Annotated in this window: 23 protein-coding genes; 7 read left to right on the top strand and 16 right to left on the bottom strand. The window is 47.1% G+C overall.

What is annotated here, in order from left to right; genetic code table 11:
* Window positions 1-172: 172 nt before the first annotated feature.
* A complete protein-coding gene (gene mprF / locus KNP00_RS11750) occupies window positions 173-2,665 on the top strand; it encodes a bifunctional lysylphosphatidylglycerol flippase/synthetase MprF (protein ID WP_215145471.1) in 2,493 nt (830 codons plus the stop codon).
* Window positions 2,666-2,701: 36 nt separating this feature from the next.
* Here the strand turns inward: mprF and KNP00_RS11745 are convergent, their stop codons facing one another.
* From KNP00_RS11745 to KNP00_RS11735, 3 genes are read right to left on the bottom strand one after another with little or no spacing between them, the layout of a single operon-like run.
* On the bottom strand, window positions 2,702-3,271 hold the full coding sequence (locus KNP00_RS11745; protein ID WP_215145468.1) for a DUF1349 domain-containing protein: 570 nt from the start codon (window positions 3,269-3,271) through the stop codon (window positions 2,702-2,704).
* Window positions 3,246-3,788: an NUDIX hydrolase gene (locus KNP00_RS11740; RefSeq protein ID WP_215145466.1), complete on the bottom strand. Its 543-nt coding sequence runs from the start codon at window positions 3,786-3,788 to the stop codon at window positions 3,246-3,248. Before KNP00_RS11740 ends, KNP00_RS11745 begins: the two co-directional genes overlap by 26 nt.
* A 13-nt stretch (window positions 3,789-3,801) precedes the next feature.
* Window positions 3,802-4,296 (bottom strand): LURP-one-related/scramblase family protein, encoded by a 495-nt coding sequence (locus KNP00_RS11735; RefSeq protein WP_215145464.1) that lies wholly within the window; start codon window positions 4,294-4,296, stop codon window positions 3,802-3,804.
* A 207-nt stretch (window positions 4,297-4,503) separates the two neighbouring features.
* Here KNP00_RS11735 and KNP00_RS11730 point away from each other — a divergent pair, with 207 nt between their 5' ends.
* The gene (locus tag KNP00_RS11730) at window positions 4,504-4,947 is read left to right on the top strand and encodes a hypothetical protein (RefSeq protein ID WP_215145456.1); all 444 of its coding nucleotides are present in this window, start codon (window positions 4,504-4,506) and stop codon (window positions 4,945-4,947) included.
* A 68-nt stretch (window positions 4,948-5,015) separates the two neighbouring features.
* Here the strand turns inward: KNP00_RS11730 and KNP00_RS11725 are convergent, their stop codons facing one another.
* A complete protein-coding gene (locus KNP00_RS11725) occupies window positions 5,016-5,201 on the bottom strand; it encodes a hypothetical protein (protein ID WP_215145453.1) in 186 nt (61 codons plus the stop codon).
* A gap of 18 nt (window positions 5,202-5,219) precedes the next feature.
* The gene (locus KNP00_RS11720; protein ID WP_215145451.1) at window positions 5,220-7,994 is read right to left on the bottom strand and encodes a glycoside hydrolase family 3 protein; all 2,775 of its coding nucleotides are present in this window, start codon (window positions 7,992-7,994) and stop codon (window positions 5,220-5,222) included.
* Between the two features lie 262 nt (window positions 7,995-8,256).
* Here KNP00_RS11720 and KNP00_RS11715 point away from each other — a divergent pair, with 262 nt between their 5' ends.
* Window positions 8,257-8,628 carry a hypothetical protein gene (locus KNP00_RS11715; RefSeq protein WP_215145449.1) on the top strand — a complete coding sequence of 124 codons (372 nt, stop codon included), beginning with the start codon at window positions 8,257-8,259 and terminating at the stop codon, window positions 8,626-8,628.
* A gap of 109 nt (window positions 8,629-8,737) precedes the next feature.
* Window positions 8,738-10,183 (top strand): DEAD/DEAH box helicase, encoded by a 1,446-nt coding sequence (locus tag KNP00_RS11710; protein WP_215145447.1) that lies wholly within the window; start codon window positions 8,738-8,740, stop codon window positions 10,181-10,183.
* 201 nt (window positions 10,184-10,384) lie between these two features.
* Here the strand turns inward: KNP00_RS11710 and KNP00_RS11705 are convergent, their stop codons facing one another.
* Both KNP00_RS11705 and KNP00_RS11700 read right to left on the bottom strand, forming a co-directional pair.
* Window positions 10,385-10,798, bottom strand: a complete 414-nt coding sequence (locus KNP00_RS11705) for a hypothetical protein (RefSeq protein ID WP_215145439.1) — start codon at window positions 10,796-10,798, stop codon at window positions 10,385-10,387.
* 14 nt (window positions 10,799-10,812) lie between these two features.
* The gene (locus tag KNP00_RS11700) at window positions 10,813-12,006 is read right to left on the bottom strand and encodes a DUF4317 domain-containing protein (RefSeq protein ID WP_215145438.1); all 1,194 of its coding nucleotides are present in this window, start codon (window positions 12,004-12,006) and stop codon (window positions 10,813-10,815) included.
* A gap of 281 nt (window positions 12,007-12,287) precedes the next feature.
* On the opposite strand from KNP00_RS11700, the gene KNP00_RS11695 reads away from it, so the two are divergent.
* Window positions 12,288-12,920: an HNH endonuclease family protein gene (locus tag KNP00_RS11695; protein WP_215145436.1), complete on the top strand. Its 633-nt coding sequence runs from the start codon at window positions 12,288-12,290 to the stop codon at window positions 12,918-12,920.
* A gap of 19 nt (window positions 12,921-12,939) precedes the next feature.
* Window positions 12,940-13,182, top strand: a complete 243-nt coding sequence (locus KNP00_RS11690; protein ID WP_215145434.1) for a hypothetical protein — start codon at window positions 12,940-12,942, stop codon at window positions 13,180-13,182.
* 287 nt (window positions 13,183-13,469) lie between these two features.
* Here KNP00_RS11690 and KNP00_RS11685 read toward each other — a convergent pair whose 3' ends face one another.
* The 7 genes from KNP00_RS11685 to KNP00_RS11655 form a co-directional block, all read right to left on the bottom strand.
* The gene (locus KNP00_RS11685; RefSeq protein WP_215145511.1) at window positions 13,470-13,967 is read right to left on the bottom strand and encodes a peptide-methionine (S)-S-oxide reductase; all 498 of its coding nucleotides are present in this window, start codon (window positions 13,965-13,967) and stop codon (window positions 13,470-13,472) included.
* A 32-nt stretch (window positions 13,968-13,999) separates the two neighbouring features.
* Window positions 14,000-14,914 carry a hypothetical protein gene (locus tag KNP00_RS11680; protein WP_215145432.1) on the bottom strand — a complete coding sequence of 305 codons (915 nt, stop codon included), beginning with the start codon at window positions 14,912-14,914 and terminating at the stop codon, window positions 14,000-14,002.
* Between the two features lie 21 nt (window positions 14,915-14,935).
* Window positions 14,936-16,387 carry an MBOAT family O-acyltransferase gene (locus KNP00_RS11675; RefSeq protein WP_215145430.1) on the bottom strand — a complete coding sequence of 484 codons (1,452 nt, stop codon included), beginning with the start codon at window positions 16,385-16,387 and terminating at the stop codon, window positions 14,936-14,938.
* 49 nt (window positions 16,388-16,436) lie between these two features.
* Window positions 16,437-17,843: an AMP-binding protein gene (locus KNP00_RS11670; RefSeq protein ID WP_215145428.1), complete on the bottom strand. Its 1,407-nt coding sequence runs from the start codon at window positions 17,841-17,843 to the stop codon at window positions 16,437-16,439.
* Entirely contained in the window at window positions 17,840-18,085 is a 246-nt protein-coding gene (locus KNP00_RS11665; RefSeq protein WP_215145426.1) for an acyl carrier protein, read from the bottom strand. The genes KNP00_RS11670 and KNP00_RS11665 overlap by 4 nt, the downstream gene beginning before the upstream one ends.
* A gap of 171 nt (window positions 18,086-18,256) precedes the next feature.
* Complete coding sequence (locus KNP00_RS11660; protein WP_215145424.1) at window positions 18,257-18,811, bottom strand: GNAT family N-acetyltransferase; 555 nt, start codon at window positions 18,809-18,811, stop codon at window positions 18,257-18,259.
* 84 nt (window positions 18,812-18,895) lie between these two features.
* Window positions 18,896-19,438 (bottom strand): TetR/AcrR family transcriptional regulator, encoded by a 543-nt coding sequence (locus KNP00_RS11655; RefSeq protein ID WP_215145422.1) that lies wholly within the window; start codon window positions 19,436-19,438, stop codon window positions 18,896-18,898.
* Between the two features lie 175 nt (window positions 19,439-19,613).
* Here KNP00_RS11655 and KNP00_RS11650 point away from each other — a divergent pair, with 175 nt between their 5' ends.
* Complete coding sequence (locus KNP00_RS11650) at window positions 19,614-20,192, top strand: NAD(P)H-dependent oxidoreductase (RefSeq protein WP_215145420.1); 579 nt, start codon at window positions 19,614-19,616, stop codon at window positions 20,190-20,192.
* Window positions 20,193-20,394: 202 nt separating this feature from the next.
* Here the strand turns inward: KNP00_RS11650 and rlmH are convergent, their stop codons facing one another.
* Together rlmH and KNP00_RS11640 are read right to left on the bottom strand one after the other, a co-directional pair.
* Window positions 20,395-20,874, bottom strand: a complete 480-nt coding sequence (rlmH, locus tag KNP00_RS11645; RefSeq protein WP_214703537.1) for a 23S rRNA (pseudouridine(1915)-N(3))-methyltransferase RlmH — start codon at window positions 20,872-20,874, stop codon at window positions 20,395-20,397.
* An 83-nt stretch (window positions 20,875-20,957) separates the two neighbouring features.
* On the bottom strand, window positions 20,958-21,119 hold the full coding sequence (locus KNP00_RS11640; RefSeq protein ID WP_215145418.1) for a CxxH/CxxC protein: 162 nt from the start codon (window positions 21,117-21,119) through the stop codon (window positions 20,958-20,960).
* Between the last annotated feature and the right edge of the window lie 26 nt (window positions 21,120-21,145).

Genomic DNA, 21,145 nt, shown 5'->3' with positions numbered 1-21,145 from the left:
CTCCACACCCCTTCCTCTCTTTATTGTAACGGACGTGCAACGGACATATCGTCCTTTTTCTTGCGCTTATCATCCTTTCATTCTGAAACGTTTTACAGATTTCAATCGTATCCTGTAGTACGATTTAGTCAGATAATGCTGTCCGTCATATGACAGATAAGGAGAAAACCTCATGCGTACTCGTTTTTCATGGAAACAATTGAAATGGCTCGTTCCTATCGCGTTGATCAGTTTGATTTTAATTCAAAGTGGACAGGAGCTAAGAGACCTCTCGCTTGCGACTGCCTTCACAACTTTAAAGCAGTTAAGCGGATGGGAACAGTTCACACTCATTGTACTCGGTGGATTCGCCGTCTTGACGATGACGGGATATGACTATTTCCTACTTCGTTCTTTACATATTGAGTTGCCGAGACGAAAAATCGTTCAGACGGCGTGGATCACGAACTCGATGAATGGGATGCTTGGATTCGGCGGCGTAATCGGGATTGCCCTTCGTACCTCGCTCTATCGTCCCTATACGGATACGAAACGTCTGCTTCGTGCGATCGGTTGGATGACCCCGACACTGATCAGCGGTCTCTCTATCCTCTCCATCGGTGTGCTCCTCGGGATGTTCCCCGCAGGTGCCCTCGTCGGAACAAAACCTTGGATTTGGCCGGTGCTACTCGTGGTGAGCGCGATGCTCCCGTTTTATTTATTCGTCACCTCACGCCGATCAAACGTTGGGTGGGCCACTCTGATTGGATACACGATGACCTCGCTTGCGGAATGGGTCACTGCAGGACTCGTTGCCCTCTATGCCTTATCGTTACTCGACGGGTCGGCCTCATTCGCGCAACTCTTCGGAGTATTTATCGTGGCGACGGTCGTCGGTGTCGTCTCACTCGTTCCCGGGGGTGCCGGCACGTTCGACTTACTATATCTCGTCGGGATGACACAGCTTGGGATTCACCAAGACATCGTCCTCTCGTCACTGATCATCTACCGGTTCGTCTATTTCGTTGTCCCTTTTTTGATTGGACTCTTTCTCGCAGCGATTTCGTTCGGGGACCAGGTCGTCAAACAAATCGAATATCGGCCAATCATCGGGTCTTCTTATGAGATTGGTACTGTCGTGTGGCGAATCGTTTCTCGAACACTCGCAAAAATCGGACGATTGGCAGGCAGCCTCATCGCACTCATGAGTAGCTTGTTGATTTGGTTCCAAACCCTTCTTCCGAGCGTGACACCGCTCTATGAGGTGAATCGCTGGTTCGAATGGATTGGGACGCTATTCTTATCAAGTGCTGGACTTCTTATGTTCTTGTCTGTATATGGTATGTTTGTGCGAACGAAACGAACGCTCTGGTTACTCAATACAGCGTTCATTTCGGCGACCATCGGTGTGATCGCTCGCGGCTTGAACCTGTTTGAAACATTCGTCGTGATCGGGTTCGCGACGTTCGTCTGGTTGACGCGTAAACGACACATCCGATATCGTTCGATTTTAACGACCGGACGCCTCATCCGAAACTTGATTTATGTACTGTTTTATGTCGGCTCCCATGCCCTCTTGTTGCAGTCGTTCGCTGGTACCGATGCCTTGTTCTTCACATCGCATCAGGCAGGTTGGTTGACCGTGTTCCTACTTCTCATCACATCACTTGTAACAAGCGTACTTCTTCTCTTGTTTGACCGTTGGAAACGTCCGGTACTTGGAGAATCATATGATGAAAGGCGAATCAGACAGTTTCAAGCAACACAACAGACATCGAGTAGCTTTGATTTGGTCCATATGGCAGATAAGCGTTTCTATATGAACGAGACTGGAAACGCGTGTCTCTTATTTGCGACAGCGCGGAACCATGCGATTGTTCTTGGAGATATCCAAGGTGAGAAACAGGCCGCGACTGAACTTTTGACGCGTTTCATTGAAGATGCGGACCGGATCGGGTATATTCCTTTATTTTATCAAATCACACCGAATTGGATGCCACGCCTCCATGATGCCGGCTTCACGTTCTTCAAACTTGGGGAAGAGGCGACGGTTGACGTGCAGACATTTTCGTTGTCAGGAAAAAAGCGGGCCAATATGCGCTCACTCTTTAATCAATTCGAGAAGAAAGGGATTACGTTTGATATCGTTCGCGAACCGGGTCTTTTGCTGTTACAGGAGTTAAAAGACATCTCGGACGAATGGATTGGGAATCGGAATGAAAAAGGGTTCTCCCTCGGTTTCTTCGACTACGAAACGTTGACCCGTTACCCGATTGCCTTGTTGCGAGATGCGGACGGCGTTGTCGTGGCTTTCATTTCGTTACTTCGAGGGGACGGGACGATTTCAATCGACTTGATGCGTTCGAAGAGTGATGCGCCCTCCGGAGCGATTGAAGTATTGATTCTTCACATCATCGACTGGGCGCGAACGGAAGGTTATGAACAGGTCGGACTCGGCGTGGCACCACTTGCCGCCGTCGGAGGGCAGACGTTCTCGCATTGGCCGGAGCGCGTCGCCGCTGATATCTTTGAGAATATCAGTTATATCTATCCGTTCAGTGGATTGAGACAGTTCAAGCAAAAATTCAAACCGTCGTGGGAAGGTCGGTATCTCGCATTTCGGCAACGTCGTAAATTGTTGCCTTCGATTTTACGGACAGCGCGATTGATTAGTCGGAAACGTTAAAGGAACCTCTTATGGCAAGAGGTTCCTGTTTTTGAATTACATCGAGGATTCACTCAATCCCCACTCGGAAAATGTCACGTCAAACCCTGTCGCATTCACATCCGGACTACAGGCATAAGGACCGACGCGTAACGTCGACACATCATGAAGGTGAGCGATGCGAAGCTGTTCACGCATTCCGTCACCATATTCAAAGAAAATCTCCACATCCCCGTCGGTATACACGATTTCAAACGTCAATGGATTTCGAACCATGTCATTTGAAAAATCACGTGTCGACCAATCCGAATAGCCAAACGAGGTGACGACTGCGCCAAGATGTGACGGTCCATCTGGAATATATTCGACAGACGTCTTGATCCAATGGTCATCGTTCACATACAAGACGATTCCGGCCTGATCATACATATGGCTCGGTTCCATCTGGATTGTCGCCCGACATGTAAAACGTCTAGCTTTGACGTCTGTCAGTCGTGCATGCGCCGTCATGCGATTGAATCCGTAGTGCGTGTTTCGCCAAAAATCTGTATCTGGTAGCGTATGAAAAGTCAACGGATCCAGCCCGCTAATCGTCTTTGGTTCATTGATCCATTTGCTTGAATGCATGTTGATTGATCCCTCCCCATTGCCCTCGCATCGCAAAAAGTAACGGTATCATCGGCGTGTGATACGGTATGAATTCATGCTGTTGAATCATCTGCAAAATCGTCGCTTCATCCGCCCACTTCACGGCCTGTACCTCAGATTCCTGAAGCGTCAGCTCATTCAAATCTACTTCCATTTCGACCAAATAAATATCGTCAAATCCTTCGTCAAAATTGACTGTCAGATGCGGTCGTGTCTGAGATAAATCAAGCTTGAGCCCAATCTCCTCTTCGAGCTCCCGCATGGCGGCTTGCTGGCTCGTGTCCCCCACCGTCGCACTCCCTCCGACCGTGATATCCCACATGTTCGCCCAACCCTCCTTGAACGGTTGACGCTGCTGAATCAACATCTCGCCCTTCTGGTTAAAGATGCACACGTGAATGACGAGGTGATACTCGCCCTCTAGCAATCGACTTCCGCGTTGACACATATGACCGGTTTTTTCTCGGTCGACCGTATAGATGTCCCACATTTCCATAAAGCACTCCCTTTTACGTTGCCGCGCTAGATGCCGCTGCTTGATCGGCTTTCGCGCAATCGATGGCTACGACGATGGCGATGAGAAGGTGCTCCATTTCGGGTTCTTCGACACGAATCTCATAACTATCGCCCCACGAGAACCATTTCTTTTGCACACTTCCGATGGACTGTCCGTTCTTCATCACGTCAAAATCCATATCCCACCAGTCTCCTTGGACATCGATCCCGGCCGCATCGATTGAATATTTCGGTTTGAAGAAAGAAAACTCTTTTGAGATGGTCATCATATCTGTGCCATCCACTTCCACAAAAAACTTTGGCAAAAAGCTGAACGTTTTTTTCGTAATGGTCGTGACTGTTTGGCCATTCACGTCTTTAATCTCAAACGACTTTGGAAACTTCATAAAGCTACCTTCGATAAAGTATTGATCATGTCCGTCCGCATCCTTGATGGTGAAACGACCGCGTAAACTGAACACTTTTTCTTTCATATAGAGCGTGCGCATGAGAATCCCTCCGATTTTGTGTAGTTCTTTACGTACGAGTCCAACTTCGAAATCGATTCATTTATGGAAAATTCGTCTCTTTTGAAACGATATCGAGCACTTTTGACAAGTGATTTAAGATGTAATCAGCTTCTTTGTTTCATACTCCCTACAGCTCAAGTAAGATGTTCTTAACAGGAATCTTCAAAACTGACGAGGTGAAAATGGATGTGCCATCAAATTTCCATTGAGATTAATCTTGATTCATTAACGTACTCTGATCAAATTGTTGGTGAGATTAACTTCGTGATTGATACATATGATTATTTCCCGGGAGTCGGTTGGTCTGATTTCGTTGCTGTCCTTTTAAAATGGTGGATTGACAGCTGTCGTGCGATTTTACATGCTCCACTTAAATCTATTCATTCGTTTTCATTTATGGATGGTCCCCTTTCTATATCAGCCAAAAAAATATCATTGTCCGAGCTTGAGCTATCATTTATGAAAGATAGTCAAATGAAGACGGAAATCGGTATCGTTTCAATTGGAGAACTGAAAGTTGCTCTTATTAAAGCAACACGACAGTTTATCAATGCAGTAAATCGATTGGGCTGGGAAAACGAAGAAGTCGATGTACTTAGGCATGCAATCAAATCACTAGAAGCGTATTAACAATAATAAGACTACGCAGGAATTCCCGCGCAGTCTTTGCATATCCATTTACTTATTTAGTCTCCCCATTATTTTTCAACAAGTTGAAGATACGTTGCGCTTGATCGGGTGTTGTCGCTCATATCGACGAACTTCTCTTCTTGTGGTCCGAAGACGTATACTGGTACATTGTCATCCGTATGTCCGGCCTGGTCGATTTGTCTTCCTTCTACCATGAGGAATAATCCATCAGTTACAGGTAAAGGACGCCTCATTGAGACGTCCTTGAACAATCATCCGTTCTTCATACTGAATTCATCCGCGAGCGTGAAGGACACGTCTTTCACTTCTAGGCCGCTTAACGCGAAATAGAGTTGGAGGTAGTTATGCTGGTTCAAGAAGAAGACCTGCTTCGTCTGCGTCACCCATTCTCCGTCTGTCCCATTAAACGTGAACGTCGCACCTGGGATATTGTTCGCAAACAACGTCACCGGCATCTGTGCCAACTCGCCTGCGTTCGAACGGGCCGTCAACGTGATGTCATACGTCCCCGTTTGATCGACCGAAATGGCGAAGACATGTGTATTCCCGGTCGAGGTGTCGATTCCTGACAAATCGACGTGTTCCCCGTTTTCGAGATGTTGATAGTCCAACTCAAATGCATCCTGTTGGTTCGTCTCATCCTCAAAGCCGAGCACCTCGACGGAACCGTCATGAATCCCAAGAAGACGCTCCATTGCTGGTGATTTCAAGACAAATGAACAAATGTTGTGCGCACTCCGCAACAACTCGCCTCGTGTCACCACGCCTTCTTCGAGCGAAGTCATCGTGTTGTCCTCGAATGAGTTGAGGTCCGGGCGGTCGACGACCATGTACAAGTCGTTTTGCGAGCGAACCATCGCTGCCGTATTTTGACGGTTGGCCGACTCATCCTCACGGAAGTTCACTTTTGCCCACCAGTCTGTCATGACGATACCTTCAAAGCCCCACTCGTCACGTAAGATACGCGTGTTTTGATCATAGAGGCCTGCTGTCCAGATGCCGTTGACCGCACCGTAGGTCGTCATGATGGACGATGCGCGTCCTTCTTTTACCGCCATCTCGAACCCTTTCAAATAAATCTCGCGTAACGCCCGCTCCGAGACGACCGAATCGATATCGTGACGATGTGCCTCTTGATTATTGGCGCTGAAGTGCTTGAGCGTGCCTGTCACACCGACGCGATGCATCCCGTTCAATTGAGCGATTGCCATCTTCCCAGTCACATGTGGGTCTTCCGAGAAGTACTCGAAGTTCCGTCCGTTCAACGGGTTGCGGTGAATATTCATCCCTGGTCCGAGCAACGTGTCGACCCGATTTTTCCGCATCTCAAGCCCAGTCATCTCAAACAAGTCTTCGACGAGGTGGACATTGAACGTGGAAGCCAACAGTGTCCCGTTCGGAAGCGCGAACGCCTTCGTCCCGATATCCATGCGAATGCCTGACGGACCATCGGCACAACACGCCGCTGGGATCCCGAGTTCATTCAACCGGTCGGACACGCCACCAAACGCCGCGGCCGTCCCCGGTGTGACACGCGGCGAGTTCATTCCCTGCCCACGGACGATGGTCACCAAGTCCTCATCCGACAATTGATCCAAGAACGCCTCAAGCGATGCCTTCCCGTTATACACATCACTCAATTTGATGCCTCGGTCACCAGTGTACAATCGCGTTTCCGGACGCTCTTCCAAATAACGCGTCTCGACGTCAACGGCGCGAAGCGGTGTCGACTCGTAATCCACTTCAAATCCCTGTTCATTTTGAATCGGTTTCATCCGTTCGAACGGGAGGACGGGGGCCATATTCTCGCTCAACGTCTCAAGGACACGCTGCTCACGTTGTTCGACTTCAAAAGCGAGTGTAGCCGCACGCACATCCGTTCCGACATATAACCGATACGTCCCCGCCTCTAAAACGAAGCTCGATTCATGACCCGTCGCACCGGAGTCGTCGTAGCTCGCAAAGTCAGTCATGTGAACATTGAACGAAAGGGTTTGGCGCTCACCTGGTTCAAGAAGCAATGTTTTCTCGAATGCCACTAAGGAGCGAAGCGGATTCCCGAGCTTCCCTTGCGGCTTCTCGACATAGAGTTGAACAACTTCTTTCCCGTCACGGTCACCTGTGTTCGTCACTTCCACCTCAACCGTCAGGACGCCATCGACTTCTTCCGTATTCTTCACTTTCGTATTGAACGTCGTATAAGACAATCCGAATCCGAACGGATATAAGACATCATCCTTTGCGAACGTTTCAAAGTAGCGGTAACCGACATAGATGTCTTCCTGATAAATTCCTTTATCCGCATGACCAAAGTTCTTTGTCGACGGATAATCCTCGATGGAACGGGCAATCGTATCCGTCAGTTTCCCGGAAGGACTCACATCGCCGACGAGCACGTCGACGAGTCCTTTTCCGCCTTCCATTCCCCCTTGCCATGCATAGAGGATGGCACTTGGCTCCTTCGCCCACTTCATGTCGATAATGTTCCCGACGTTCAACACGACGACCGTCTTGTTGAAGCGTTTCGTCACGCGCTCGATCATCGCGTGTTCGATATCCGTCAATAAGTAACTGCCTGGGTCGGCCGTGTTGTCACGGTCTTCCCCTGCCGTGCGTCCGATCATGATGAGGGCAACATCCGATTCTTGTGCCGCCTGTTCGACGAGCTCGTCCGATACGTCCATCTCCTGTTGCGACCACGGTTCGCCTGCCCAGCCGACACCTTGGTCGAACGGATTCTCTTTCACCCATTCCTCATACGTCGCATAGAGCGATTCATTGATGTGAATGTCTGGGCGCTCGTGTAGTGCCTCGAGCGGTGTCGTGACGTGCCCGATGTTCACCATCCCACCTGAACCGGTACCGCTCTTATAGTAATGGAACTGGCTACGACCAAATACGGCAAGCTTTGTTTCAGGCTGTAACGGCAGGGTCTTCTGTTCGTTTTTGACTAATACGACTCCTTCTGCGACCGCTTGACGTGCCAATTCCTCATAACGTTTCCAATCCAATGTATACTGTTTCATTTCGTCAGCTCCTTTAGTCCTTTTGCGATTTCATTCATACAATCTTCTGCCTGTGGATAGTCTCCCAATTTGTTCATGACAAGTGCGTTCGATATTGGCTTTGTTGAAAGTGTCGAACGAGATATTTATAATCGGATTCCATTATGTAAGCCCCTTTCTTCTGATGTTTCTGAACCTATTAAAATAATGTTACTGGATAAATTTGTACATCGACTCATCGCATGATACGTTGTTGAAACAGATCACTAAAGGAGTGTTATTGATGTACAACTGCGTTAGCTGTAACAGACAATTAACAGAACATGAAATCATCCATACAGATGAACTTGGTCACTTTGGTGATCCAATCAAACATTATTGTGATTCTTGTTTCATTGAGGGAGCCAAAATCGGTTTTCACAAGATGGAGATTGGTTGCTGCACAGCATGCCAACAACCGTTAGTTTTACAATTTGATCAGGAAGAAACCGCTAGCCTGGCTCGCGAAGATGGAACGGTTCATTACATATGCCCTCAATTGCTAGAAGCGTATCAACAACAAACTGAAGAGCTAATCGAACAGTTAGAAGATGTTCATGACCAGTTTATTTTTTACGTGATTCAACCCGATCCGACGTTGCCTGACTTTGGATAATCGATTCTCATTCGCTTTCCTACTGACTTTCGGTCTATAATGGACTGTATTGCAAATAGACATTGAAATTTTCTGAAGCAGAAGTTTTCACGAAAGAATGAGGTTACCCATGAACAAACAGCAATTTACTGATTATCGCCTGAGCGACGAGATTACGCGCGCATTAGGCATTATGAAATACGAATCACCGACCGAGGTACAACAACAGGTCATCCCCCGTGCACTCGAGCGCGAAGACTTGATCGTCAAAGCACAGACCGGGAGCGGAAAGACAGCCGCTTTCGGGATTCCGGTCATCGAGCTCATCGACTGGGCCGAAAACAAACCACAAGTTCTTGTTTTGACACCGACACGCGAACTCGCCGTCCAAGTCCGAGAAGACATGACAAACATCGGGCGTTTCAAGCGAATCAAAGCGACTGCCGTCTACGGGAAAGAACCGTTCTCGAAACAGCGTGAAGAGTTGAAACAGAAGACGCATATCGTTGTCGGTACGCCAGGTCGCGTCATGGACCATATCGAGCGCGAGACCCTCTCACTCGACCGCATCGAATACTTGATCATCGATGAAGCGGACGAGATGCTCAATCGCGGCTTCCTCGCTGACGTCGAGAAAATCCTTCAGCAACTACCAAGCGAGCGTGTGACGATGGTCTTCTCAGCAACGTTCCCACAAGACATCGAACGTCTCTGTCAGAAACATATGAATGTCCCGACACGTGTCGCGATTGAGTCGACCGGCATGACCGCTTCGACAATCGAGCACCGTTTACTCCCGGTTCATCGGAATGAGAAACTGGCTGTGCTTCAAGACATCACGGTCGTCGAGAACCCGGACAGCTGTATGATTTTCTGTCGAACGAAAGAGAACGTCGACACGGTGTACGCCGAGCTCGACAAAGCCGGTTACTCCGCTGAACGTCTCCACGGTGGACTCGAGCAAGAGGACCGTTTCGCCGTCATGAACGGCTTCAAGATGGGTAACTTCCGCTACCTCGTGGCGACAGACGTGGCCGCGCGCGGGATCGATGTCGACAACGTCGAGCTCGTCATCAACTATGACGTTCCTGTCGAGAAGGAAAGTTACGTGCACCGGACAGGTCGTACCGGACGTGCCGGCAAACAAGGTACGGCCATCACGCTCATGACCCGTCAGGAAGAACGTCTCATTAACGCGATTGAGTCTTACGTTCAATTCGAGATTCCGATGATCGATGCGCCGACAGAAGCGGAAGTCGCGGCGAACCAAGATGCCTTCGAGCAAAAGTTGAGCGGACGACGCGTCGTTCGAAACAACAAGACGGCTCGCATTAACCAGGACATCATGAAACTTCACTTTAGTGGCGGGAAGAAGAAAAAACTTCGTGCCGTCGACTTCGTCGGAACGATTGCCAAAATTCCTGGCGTATCTGCTGACGACATCGGGATCATCACGATCACCGATCAAATGACGTACGTCGATATCCTCAACGGAAAAGGATCGATTGTCCTTCAAGCGATGGAGACGACACCGGTCAAAGGGAAAAAGTTAAAAGTGAGCAAAGCCCGTAAGTAATGCCTACCTAGCCTCGAAGATGCTGTTCATCTTTGAGGTTTTTTTATTGTTCCACAATTCTCGAAAGCGCTTTCGAAAATGAGCAAAAAAATAAGTTCTTCCGAAAACGTTTTCATCTGCATCATACCCGTATCGTATGATTTGTTCAACCTTCCTCACTCAATTGTCAAAAAAGAGTCCAAGGTTTATGCCTTGGACCCCTCACTTGAATCGAAAATCTTGAACGTTCCCCGTGAATCCCGAGATATACACATGATTTTTCTCATCGACCCGATAGTAGTATTCTGCGTTCGGTTCATTTGTAAATGTGACGTAGATGGTATACGGATTCGTGTGTTCGAAACCCTCCGCGCGAAATGGGATTGTTCTTATGCTGTATGTTTCGTCCGGATACCGCTCAGCGAGATACATGTCAACGAGGCGCTTATCTTCCGCCACCCGCTCTGCGATAAGGACAGGGCGTGAAAAATAGAACGTACCGTACGTCACAACAATCAGCAATGCAACACCAACCATACCGAGTCTCCATTTCCCACGCAATGCTAGCGCAAGTAATAGTGGGATGGCAACTAGGATGAAAAACGCAACATGTTCCATCAACTCGATCGGATGCATCGATTTTCCTCCAATCAGTCTAGCGACTCTTCAGAGATGAGTTTGAACCCTTCAATCTCCGTCTCTTCTTCTACTTCAATCAACAAGCACGGTTTCCCCTTATAGTTCACTTGCTTCACGTATTTCAAATCTTGTGGGCTGACCGAGATATTGGCGACCTTTGTGTTGATCTTGATTGATTTCGACGTATATTTCGGAACGACACTCGTCGCTTTCATCTCATATTTTGTGTCGTCGACGACTTGCTTGAACGCCTGCTCGACCTTCTCCGTCGTCACATCTTCCACACCACTCGCTCGTAAGACGACTTCGACCGCACGGGAGTCGAGCATCGCCACTCTCTCTTCTTCCTGTTCGTTCTCTTCCTCGGAGACGATAATCTGATTGATCTCATCGTAGACGGTCGCGAGCGTCCGAGAATTGACTTCTTCGCCGATGACCGTTTTGATGACTTCTTCAAAGACCGCCTTTTCCTCCACTGCCGTGACAATCTCCGAACCGTTCAACACGTTCTCAATGAACGTCATATCCGGTTGATGCGCTTTATGGGCCGAGTAAAGGACGTGGTTCACATCGGCCGCGTTATCCGTGAAACACGGGAATAAGAAGCCGCCAATCGGTGCCTCGAGTTTGATGATCGGATTCATAATCAGGCTGGCTTTGAACTCCCGTTCGACGAAGTCGAAGACGAGTGATTTTTTCGGAAGTTCTGTCGGGCTGATGCTGCCGAGGATGAATTTCGTCGTATACACTTCATCGTTTGCGTGAATCTCAGACTCTTCCGAATGTCGGTTCGTCGGCTTATTGTAATTCCCCCGGATGAACGTCACCACCATATCTTTCTCAAACGGCGTGTCTTTCACCATCTTCAACGCGATGCGTTGCATATAGTCCGTCCAGACGTCGGTCTCTTCCGTACGAAGTCCTTCATACAGCAACCCTTGCGTATGGTCGACTTGACCTTCCTCCGGATACTGGAACTTTACTTCGAATAACTTTTCATCGAGTTTCCCACCGAGCACCTTTTTAAAGTTCGTCAAAAACAGTTCCTGTTGCTCTTCTTCGAGGAACGGGAACGGACGCAACTCTTCGTAATAAATCTCATTCGTTTCCTGTCGGATGTAAATCGTATATAGATCAGCAATCTTAAGTTTGGTCGCATTCACTTTGAACTGCCGGCGAATCGCCGCAATCTCTTTCTTGTTCATTCCATCCACCTCTTCTTTTCTCTCCATCCATGTCATCCATTATACCAGTCCTGATCATTCACTAGTTCTAAAGAAATGACACCGTAACGTTCACTCATGCCAGAGACGGATTTGCGATAGTCTTTGTAATCATTTTTATCGATTTTTACACTTTTTCAAAATCATCCTGTGTATGATCAAGTTGACTTGATTGAGTGATATTTGTCTCATTTGTTGGTTGATGAAAGGTTGCCCACTTGCCTCGCAAGTGTTCATTCCAAATACATAGTAGGAGGCTTTATATGTTGAAGAAACTCATGTCTGTCACACTGGTCACATTGCTCGTTTGGGTGGCCGCGTCCTTTGACGCTACACCGGTCTCAGCTTTCCCACCGAATATCCCGTCGAAAGCAGACGCGCTCACGAAACTGAACGCACTCACGGTCCAGAATGAAGGGTCGATGACAGGATACAGTCGTGACCTCTTTCCTCATTGGTCGAGTCAAGGAAGTGGTTGTAACACGCGTCACATCGTCTTGAAACGGGACGCTGACTCGGTCGTCGATGAATGTCCGGTCTCGACCGGTTCATGGTACAGTTATTATGACGGCTTGACGTTCACGTCAGCATCTGACCTCGACGTCGACCACGTCGTCCCGCTCGCTGAAGCATGGCGTTCTGGCGCAAGCAGCTGGTCAACGACGAAACGTCAAAGTTTCGCAAACGACTTGAACGGTCCCCAATTGATTGCGGTGTCCTCTTCATCGAACCGCTCAAAAGGAGACCAAGACCCATCGACATGGCAACCCCCACGAAGCGGTGCGCGTTGTGCGTATGCGAAAATGTGGGTCGAGACGAAGAGTCGTTGGGGCTTGAGCCTCCAGTCCTCCGAGAAATCAGCACTCACGACAGCAATCAACGCTTGTATTTATTGAGTCAGAAAAGGAGTTATGTATGAATAAGATCACTTCAACGTTTAAGGCAACTCACGGTGTCATGACTGAAGAAGTCGGTGTCATCAGCGGCGAGTTGGAATTGACGACGGCGTGTCAGGAAGATGGTTCTGTGACACTCCAGATTACGTACGTCGGGGCAAAGGATGTCTATACGCTCCCCGGGAGTCCCTATCAGCTCCATGACCTAAACGATCACGACGTCATCCATCAAATGCTTGTGAATGTGCTTGAACGAACATAAACAGGAAGGAGGCCATCACTCGATTTGAGTGACAGACTCCTTCTTTTACTTTTTCATCATTTTTAAAATGGAGCGCACGACAAGGTACGTCAGACCAAAGATGAACGCGACCAAGAGAAGACTCGCTCCTCCAACAATTCCGAATGTGAACATATGTGTACCTCTTCTTCATTTTTCTGAATTAGAACATAATGAAGATAACATATTTTCCCATTCTTATGAACCATGGCTAGTTTTGTTGTTGCTCATATCAACACCTTCCGTATCAGTTCTTACAAAAAAGCATCTCAGAAGAGACGCTTTGATGATGGCACAGTTTGATATTTCGTTAACACGTCTTTCGGAATATGACAATAATCATCCGGGCAACGCGTCAAACGGTCTTGATGCTCGTCCGCACTTCGGACATAGTTCGTGAGCGGCTTGACTTCAACAGCGATCTGTTCCGCATCCGAGCGTAAATCAATGAATGCCTGCGCCTCAGACAAATGTCGAGCGTCTTCACTATATACGCCTGTCCGATACTTCTCCCCGACATCATTTCCTTGTTGATTGAGACTATATGGATCAATGATTTCGAACAAGTAGTGCATCAAATTCTTGACCGTCACCACATCCGGATCGAACGTCGTTTTGACACATTCGGCGTACCCGTCATATTCCCCATCCAACGTGTCCGTCATTCCGTTCGCACGTCCCGCTTCGGTGATGAGAACGCCAGGTAACGTCTTCACAAATGCCTCGACACCCCATAGGCATCCTCCTGCTAAATAGATCGTTTCGATTCGAATCACTCCCCGTCTATTTGAATCTCGCGTCATTCTCCTTCAATATACCCCAATCGCTTCAAATCTTCATAGACGAGCGAAGACAACAGCTTTCGCCCTTTTCCGTTCAAATGGTCCGGATTATGGAAGAACGACTGCTCATGAATGAAACGTTCATCCCCCATGTAATTGAGGAAGGGCACATCTAAATCCAGTTTCTCTACATGTTGAAATACGAGACGTTCCATGACCCCTTCGTCGAAATACGCATGATACGATGCATGGACCGGTTCCATCGCCAAGACGACGCGATATCCTTGCTGTTTGCAGTAGTCGATGATGTCTTGTAAATGTGCCATATTCTCTTCAATCTCGTGATTGTTCACGGCATTCTCGTATTGCGCGGTGACTTCCTCAAACTTACGCTCAGAATAATTCAGCCCACCGTTCTCCCATGGCTTATGCGCATCAAAGCGAAAATCTCGGATTTCCCGGGAAATGGCGGCGTAGACACTGCCGCTGTTCAGCGCCGGGAAGCGTTCATGCGTATAATATTGAAACAGACTGGCCGACTCGATATCTTCCCGTTCCAATACACGGTAGTAGATTTCCTTCCGTCCGACGTACGAGTTGCTGAAGGTGATTTGAGATAGCGACACGATGACGACCCCACCTGGTTTTAAATGTTCATCGTATGCTTGCAACAACTTTAAATCGTATGCAATCGGTTGACTCGGTAACGCTAAATCGAGATGGGACACCCCGAGTGACTTAAACGAATATCCGTACATCGCATGAGATGTCCCGAGATTGAGGATATCGACAGGTTGAGGGTCTTCCTTGAAGGCAAGGATGGACCGGTTGTTATTGTATTCCCACGATTCTTTCACGAAATCATTGACTGGAATAAAGATGGCGATGATGACGAGTAATACGACGACTATTTTAATTCCTAAACGCTTCATGCTAATTCCTTTCCATTCACCTTAAAACCCACCGTATACGAATCCTTGGCTCGACACACCGAACAAGAACGCCGAGACAATCAAGAATAAGTTGATGGCCACGCTCGTCATCGCAGACTGACGTGCCATCCAGTCCCAAGCCGAGCCCTTCGTCCGCTCGATATGTTGGAATAGATGCACGACGACAAAGACGACGAGGAAGATGATTAAATCGAGTAACGAGAAGATTTGAATCGCCTGCATCATGCCTGACGGTGCCCATGAAGAAGGCGTCACGTATAGCTTGGCGTGTGAGAACGCCTCCGCCATGGAGTGAGACTGAAAGAAGACACGTGAGAAACAGACGAGCTGGAACGTGATGGCGATTTTCCACCATCGATGCAATGTCGGCACGCGGTCAAATCCTGCCCATGACGCCATTTTTTCACGCTGCTGTTTCGTATGGTCTCCGAACACGCGATAGATTCCGTGAATGAGTCCCCAGAGTACAAAGTTCCATGCGGCACCGTGCCAAATCCCGCTCACTAAAAACGTCGCGAGGATAGCTCCGTAAATCTGTTCACGTTTCTTCTTTCCTTTGGCGAGCGGCATGAAGATATAATCACGTAGCCACATCGAAAGCGTGATGTGCCAGCGGTTCCAAAAGTCAGCGATCGATACGGCGAAGTGTGGCTGCTTGAAGTTTTCCGATAAGCGAATCCCGAGTAAGCGTGCACAGCCGATCGCGATGTCACTGCACGCCGAGAAGTCGGCGAACAGTTGAATCGAGAACAACATCGTCGCGAGCACAATCTCCGAACCGGTCGGATCTGGACTGTTGAACACACTTGCAACAATCGGGGCCAACCGATCGGCAATCAACGTCTTTTTGAAGAATCCCCAGATGATGCGCTGGATGCCATAGCTGATGTTGTCGTAGTCGAGATGTTGTTCCGTCTTCAGTTGCGGAAGCAACTTTTTCGCCCGCTCAATCGGACCCGCCACGAGTTGCGGGAAGAAGGCGAAATAGACCGAGAAATAGCCGTAATGACGCTCCGCCTTTTGCTTCCCGCGCGAGACGTCCACGACATAGCTAATCGCCTGAAACGTATAGAACGAAATCGCCAATGGTAAGACGATTTCTTTATACGGGACATCATAATCAAACCCGCTCCATACAGCGAACGAACGAAGCGAGTCATTGACGAAATTAAAATATTTGAACCAGCCGAGGCAGAAGACGAGCCCCGAGATACCGACCCACATGAGCCGTTTCTTCTGTTCTTTCTTTTCCTGTTTCTCAATCAATATCCCAATCACGTAGGTGAAGGCGGTGCTGATCAACAGTAACGGGATGAATTGAACGCTCAATGTGGCGTAAAAGACATAACTCGCCAATATAAGGAGCACCCATCTAAATCGATGTGGTACTACATAGTAGGTTAAGACGATGAGTGTTAAAAATAAGAGGAATTCAATCGAAATAAAAGTCATATTTACCACCTGATGCTATGAAACTTGATGATGTACCGATTCCTGACAATCAGGTGGTCACAAGTTCTCGCTTCGGTAACGCGGCATAACGAATCTTTCCGAACGCATTGCGCGGAATCTCGTCAATCTGCATCACCCGAACACCTTTCACCTTGATTTGTTCTTTCATGATTTTTTTTATGTGCGTAACGTCGTCCTGTAACGTATACACGTATAGTCGGTCATCTTCCCCGGCACAAACGCACTCATGTCCATGCTCACGAAGAAGCGCCTCGACTTCGTCTAGGCTGATTCGACTCCCATGTAGTTTAATCATGCGTTTGATACGACCGACAATGAAGAAGTAACGTTCCTCATCCTGATACGCCATATCACCTGTACGCAACACACCTTGATTGTCGTCACCTTTCGCAAGATCCGCTAACGAGGTCGCGTAACCGAACGATACGTTGTCACCTTGATATACTAGTTCGCCCGTCACGTTCGCCTCATTGATGTCATTTCCGGCCTCATCTCGCAGCATGAGCGTTCCACCAGGGATGGCGATTCCGATGCTTCCTGCTTTTTCCGCATGCATCCGGTCCGGTAAATACGACATCCGGGCCGTCGCCTCCGTCTGACCGTACATGATGAAAAACTGAATCCCTTTTTCTTCACATACCGTCGCAAAGTGCTGCGCGAGCGCCGGATCCAACTTTCCACCCGCTTGCGTCAGTTTTTTCAGACTCGGAAGGTCATACGTCTCAAACTTTAACCGCTTCAACATCTCATAATGAAACGGGACCCCACCAAACGTCGTCGCCTGCTCGGCACGACACAGCTCCCAAAACTCTTTTTGAACGATGGAGCGGTCTGTCAGAATAATCGTCGCCCCTTTCAACAGATGGCTATTGATGATGGAGAGTCCATACGAGTAATTCATCGGGAGGGTTGTGATCGGCTTGTCCGTATGATCGATGTCGAGATAGTCGATGATCGATGTGGCGTTAGCTGATAGATTGTTATACGTGAGACGGACGAATTTCGGACTCCCGGTACTACCCGAGGTCGTCAACAGAAGGGCCAATTCTTCGTGGAGTTGATGGTGAACGGCTGTCCCTGTTTCGAACAGAACATAGTCACCGTATCGATAGAAAGACTCTAACGAATGTGCCAGGTCCTCTCTCGATTCAGGAGCCCAGACGTGGGTCGGCTCATAACGTTCCATCAGCTTCTGCAGCTGTTCTGCCGGAATTTCCGCATCGAGTAAGACCGGGACGACCTGCCCACGGAGAAAGCCGATATATCCGAAGAGCGACTCGATCCGGTTCGCACATAAACAGAAGACGAGCGACCGTTCGCCGACTTCCTCACAAATCGAATCCCCGACTTCAAGCATCTCTCTGTATGAATAAGAGCGGTCCGCATAGACCGCCTCACTATTCGCATACTGCTCGAGTGTTTGAAAAAGCGTCATGATTTGATGTCCACACCGAGACGCTGCAACAACGCGATACCAGACTTGTACGAATGGAACTCTGTCATCTCATCCGAGTCGATATAGACGTCAAACGCATCCTCAATCTCTGCGATGAGCGTCATGTGCCCGATAGAATCCCATTCTGTGGATTCCCCGAGTTTCATCTCTTCGAGGATCACATCGTCCTCTAATTCCAATCCGTTTTTAAATGCCATGTTATATGTCTCAAGCGTGCTCATTGTATTCATCCTTTCACGTTCACTCCAACGATTCGATTTCATCTATTCCTATTGACTGATAATGATAATCATTTGCCTTGTGATTCTATCACAATTTTTCGAAATCAGTCAATTCACTTTATGGGATAACGCTTGGAGTTGCGCGCTTTTGACAAGAAAAAGACCACATCGTTACGATGCGGTCTCAGGAGACGGTAAAACATATTCGAGTTGTAAGTCGAGTGGTTCTTCTTCGTACACTTCTGACACAATCTCCTCGGCTAATGTGCATCCCATCGCTTTATAAAAATGATACGTATCAATAGCCGGATTCGCACCGATGTATAACTTTTTCGCGCCTCGTTCAACCGCTGCCTGGCAAACTTGTTCAAACAGTACTTTCCCAAGCCCATGTCCGCGATTAGGACGACTCACATGAATGAAACCGAGGTTCAGATACTGTCCCTCTTTTCCGAGCGGTTGTCCGTTCAGTCCGGCAAAACCGAGTAGCGCCTCGCCTTTTTGGATTGCCACAACCACTCCGCCACGATCGATGTAGTAGTTGAGAATCTCAATGACCTGTTGTTTCCTCGCATCGTCCCATTCATCAATGTATTGCTCGTCTTTTTGATAAAGTTCGCCGCTCGAATCCACGGCATAGATGCGATGCGTTTCCTGGAAACGTTCGAAGGTGTTTAGAAAGTCTTGATTTATTCTTTTTGTAAGAAGATTGATGGTGTGGTTCATAAAGCGCTCCTATGTTTTGATTCGTTATTTGTGAAACTGAATATGTGAATCCTGCGTTGATTCCGAGCAAACTTTAAACAACGTTCACCGAATAAACTCTTTAAAAATCTCACTTAACTCTTGTGGAGTTTCTTTCATGCCGGTCTTCATCCACCTTTTCATGATGCTTGCCAATGAATCCGCGTATACCGCATTCGCATATGCTTCCGCTTTTTCAGATACATTACAATTCTCATAAATTTGAAAATCTGTACAGAGTAAATCGAAATGCTCCTCAAAGCGATTCAAAATCGGAAGTAAATCATTTTCTTTTAGAAGATTCAAAAATTCAAGATTGTCACTCCATATCTCAAAATACAACGTATCGAAATCAAGTTGCTCTTGTTTTGCTTCTGTTGATGCAAGTTGGATTCTCTCCCGAAATATTTGATACATATGATAGGTTAGTACATCCTCTTTCGTATCAAAATGAGCATAAAATGTATTTCGCGCCAATCCCGCAGTTTTAGTAAGTTCTGATATGGTGATACTCGTAAAGTTCGTTCGACGCATTAATTCCAACATAGTATCCACTAAAATATTGATTGATCTCTTAGAATTCGTATTTATTGGTTTTTGTTTTAGCATAAGTACTCCTTAATTTGTACAAAATGAGAGTTTTGTATGAATACCTCTATACTTATTGACGTATTGTCCACACGAACATTATATTGCAGATATATAAATTGAGCAATTGTTCAAATTATGACATATGTTCAATTTTAAATTTGTCCAGAATCTAATCTCACTAGGAGGACCACCTATGAAAACAACGATTATTCTTGCTCATCCATGGCATGGTAGTTTCAATAAATCCATCATGGATACAACAATTGAACAGTTAGTACGTAAGAAAAAAGATTATCAAATCATTGACTTAAATAAGGATCAATTCAATCCTGTCTTAAGTGAATCGGATTTATCTCTTTATTCGAAAGGTCAATCCCGAGATCCGTTAGTGAATCAATATCAGAAGATGCTAAGCGATAGTGATGAATTGGTATTTATTTTCCCTGTTTGGTGGTTTGACGTACCCGCTATTTTAAAAGGATTTTTTGACAAGGTTATGTTGAAAAACTTTGCCTATGTAGAGGAATCTACTGGATTGAAAGGATTACTCACCCATATTAAAAAAGCCACTGTCATTTCCACTTCGGAAGTGCCCACGTGGTATTTAAAATTTTTGGCCGGGAATCCGATTGAAGGGACTCTTATTCGTAGAACATTCAAAGGAATTGGACTTAAAAACGTGAAGTGGTTGAATAGTTCATTTACGAGTAGTGGGAAAGATCATCAAAGAAAAAGATTTTTAGATAAAGTAGCGAAGCGTATTTCAGTTTAATCTACAGTGCACAACCAAACTTTTGTGATTCGTATATCATCCATGACCTCAAATTTTGTATTAATAGCCAGTAGCAACATAAATTTGAGGTCCAACTTAGATGATTTGAATTGAAATCGCAACTTTTCTCGCTGTTGTCAGCTTTATTCATTTCATGAAGAGAACAAAGCGTTTGTTAGTGCTCGTGCTTCAGAAATCTCACTCATTTATGGTACGGTTCATTCCGATTAATACGATACGCCCGATATATCTGCTCACACAACACCAGCTTCATGAGTTGATGGGGGAACGTCATCTTCGAGAACGAGATCGTATCGTTCGCCCGCTTCATCACATCGTCCGACAGACCGAGCGAGCCCCCGATGACGAAGGCGATTTTACTTTTTCCGTACGTTGCGAGTTGATCGAGTTCACGGGCGAACTCTTCACTCGTCCGCTGCTTTCCTTGAATGGCCAAGGCGATGACGTGCGTGTCTGGGGATATTTTCGCCAAAATGCGCTCGCCTTCCTTTTGTTTTACTAGTAACATATCTGCCTCACTCAAATGCTCGGGTGCTTTTTCGTCTGACACCTCGATTTCCTGCACTTTTGCGTAGGCGGAAAGCCGCTTTGTATACTCGGCAATTCCTTGTTTTAAATATTTTTCTTTCAGTTTGCCGACCGTGATAATTGAAATATTCATCCAATTCTTCCTTTTTCCACAGTTTTTTAGGAGTTATCCATAGGGTTATCCACAGAGTTATCCACAAATCCACATGTTGATAATTAGTTTTTGCTTGACACAACATATGTTGCATCGGCATCACAGAACTCACATGTCACTTGTCCACTTGTGGATAATTCCTCTAGTAACGGGTACTCCCCCGTCTCATCCACAATGATGTCTAAAGCGAGTTCAACATGTTCCTTGCATACTTTTTTTTCCACAGTTTTTCCTCCTTAAAAAAGAAGCG

It is taken from the genome of Exiguobacterium qingdaonense (assembly GCF_018617855.1).
GTDB classification, from domain to species: domain Bacteria; phylum Bacillota; class Bacilli; order Exiguobacteriales; family Exiguobacteriaceae; genus Exiguobacterium; species Exiguobacterium qingdaonense.
This window is presented reverse-complemented; position numbering and strand designations above follow the sequence as displayed.

Excerpts from the sequence above, each read along its gene's own strand:
- mprF (WP_215145471.1), top strand. The coding sequence starts at position 173 with ATGCGTACTCGTTTTTCATGGAAACAATTGAAATGGCTCGTTCCTATC.
- KNP00_RS11745 (WP_215145468.1), bottom strand. The coding sequence starts at position 3,271 with ATGCATTCAAGCAAATGGATCAATGAACCAAAGACGATTAGCGGGCTG.
- KNP00_RS11740 (WP_215145466.1), bottom strand. The coding sequence starts at position 3,788 with ATGGAAATGTGGGACATCTATACGGTCGACCGAGAAAAAACCGGTCAT.
- KNP00_RS11735 (WP_215145464.1), bottom strand. The coding sequence starts at position 4,296 with ATGCGCACGCTCTATATGAAAGAAAAAGTGTTCAGTTTACGCGGTCGT.
- KNP00_RS11730 (WP_215145456.1), top strand. The coding sequence starts at position 4,504 with ATGTGCCATCAAATTTCCATTGAGATTAATCTTGATTCATTAACGTAC.
- KNP00_RS11725 (WP_215145453.1), bottom strand. The coding sequence starts at position 5,201 with ATGAGGCGTCCTTTACCTGTAACTGATGGATTATTCCTCATGGTAGAA.
- KNP00_RS11720 (WP_215145451.1), bottom strand. The coding sequence starts at position 7,994 with ATGAAACAGTATACATTGGATTGGAAACGTTATGAGGAATTGGCACGT.
- KNP00_RS11715 (WP_215145449.1), top strand. The coding sequence starts at position 8,257 with ATGTACAACTGCGTTAGCTGTAACAGACAATTAACAGAACATGAAATC.
- KNP00_RS11710 (WP_215145447.1), top strand. The coding sequence starts at position 8,738 with ATGAACAAACAGCAATTTACTGATTATCGCCTGAGCGACGAGATTACG.
- KNP00_RS11705 (WP_215145439.1), bottom strand. The coding sequence starts at position 10,798 with ATGCATCCGATCGAGTTGATGGAACATGTTGCGTTTTTCATCCTAGTT.
- KNP00_RS11700 (WP_215145438.1), bottom strand. The coding sequence starts at position 12,006 with ATGAACAAGAAAGAGATTGCGGCGATTCGCCGGCAGTTCAAAGTGAAT.
- KNP00_RS11695 (WP_215145436.1), top strand. The coding sequence starts at position 12,288 with ATGTTGAAGAAACTCATGTCTGTCACACTGGTCACATTGCTCGTTTGG.
- KNP00_RS11690 (WP_215145434.1), top strand. The coding sequence starts at position 12,940 with ATGAATAAGATCACTTCAACGTTTAAGGCAACTCACGGTGTCATGACT.
- KNP00_RS11680 (WP_215145432.1), bottom strand. The coding sequence starts at position 14,914 with ATGAAGCGTTTAGGAATTAAAATAGTCGTCGTATTACTCGTCATCATC.
- KNP00_RS11675 (WP_215145430.1), bottom strand. The coding sequence starts at position 16,387 with ATGACTTTTATTTCGATTGAATTCCTCTTATTTTTAACACTCATCGTC.
- KNP00_RS11670 (WP_215145428.1), bottom strand. The coding sequence starts at position 17,843 with ATGACGCTTTTTCAAACACTCGAGCAGTATGCGAATAGTGAGGCGGTC.
- KNP00_RS11665 (WP_215145426.1), bottom strand. The coding sequence starts at position 18,085 with ATGAGCACGCTTGAGACATATAACATGGCATTTAAAAACGGATTGGAA.
- KNP00_RS11660 (WP_215145424.1), bottom strand. The coding sequence starts at position 18,811 with ATGAACCACACCATCAATCTTCTTACAAAAAGAATAAATCAAGACTTT.
- KNP00_RS11655 (WP_215145422.1), bottom strand. The coding sequence starts at position 19,438 with ATGCTAAAACAAAAACCAATAAATACGAATTCTAAGAGATCAATCAAT.
- KNP00_RS11650 (WP_215145420.1), top strand. The coding sequence starts at position 19,614 with ATGAAAACAACGATTATTCTTGCTCATCCATGGCATGGTAGTTTCAAT.
- rlmH (WP_214703537.1), bottom strand. The coding sequence starts at position 20,874 with ATGAATATTTCAATTATCACGGTCGGCAAACTGAAAGAAAAATATTTA.